Below are 664 nucleotides of genomic sequence, written 5' to 3' on the forward strand. Positions count from 1 at the left end.
CAAATTTGAATTTTGTAGAAAAACGGAGGTGGTCAATATGCATCTAGACATTGCGAGATTTAAAAAGATTGGGAACTTAACGGTTAGGTTTGTAAATGAAAAAGACCAACTTGAAATCAAAGTACACATTAATTATCACTATTACAAGGAAGCAAATATTAAAATCAATCAGCAATTTCTTATCGATAAGGGAGCTATGAAAAGAAGAGGAGCGTTGAAACAAGCTCAGAGTTGGTTGCAACGTAATAAACAGTTCGTTGTGGATGTTATCGATGAACAGTTTCCAACGTTTTGGTGATTTTAGTACAAAAGCGTTATTTTAATCGAAAAGGGGAATGGAAGATGGAAATTACAGCTAACGAAACGGGATTCAATGAAGAAGGATCTAGAAAAGGTAAAGTGACGGTTTTAGAGTTTAAATGCAAGATGATGGCGTGGTTATCAAGACCGATTACGAAGAGTTTAAGTGACTACAAAGCAAGAATCGTTTTACAAAGATTCAACGAGTTGTTAGGGACAAACTTCAGTAGAGCTGACATGGAACTTATTTACGACAGGTTAGGGAATGGAGTTGCCAAGACGTTATGCATTGAATTCATTGAATCGAATTATGATCTATCACTATTAAAACGATAATTTAGTTTTATAACAAAATAGTTATTTT

At 34.0% G+C, this 664-nt stretch carries 2 protein-coding genes; both read left to right on the top strand.

All coding sequences use genetic code 11. The annotated features are described in order from the left end of the window. Positions 1-37: 37 nt before the first annotated feature. Positions 38-298: a hypothetical protein gene (locus PDQ33_RS28985; RefSeq protein ID WP_000549862.1), complete on the top strand. Its 261-nt coding sequence runs from the start codon at positions 38-40 to the stop codon at positions 296-298. A gap of 44 nt (positions 299-342) precedes the next feature. After that, positions 343-636 (top strand): hypothetical protein, encoded by a 294-nt coding sequence (locus tag PDQ33_RS28990; RefSeq protein ID WP_270757128.1) that lies wholly within the window; start codon positions 343-345, stop codon positions 634-636. Positions 637-664 lie beyond the last annotated feature (28 nt).

Origin of the sequence: Bacillus cereus group sp. Bc031 (assembly GCF_027716265.1) — a bacterium.
Taxonomy (GTDB): Bacteria; Bacillota; Bacilli; order Bacillales; family Bacillaceae_G; genus Bacillus_A; species Bacillus_A paranthracis.

Excerpts from the sequence above, each read along its gene's own strand:
- PDQ33_RS28990 (WP_270757128.1), top strand. The coding sequence starts at position 343 with ATGGAAATTACAGCTAACGAAACGGGATTCAATGAAGAAGGATCTAGA.
- PDQ33_RS28985 (WP_000549862.1), top strand. The coding sequence starts at position 38 with ATGCATCTAGACATTGCGAGATTTAAAAAGATTGGGAACTTAACGGTT.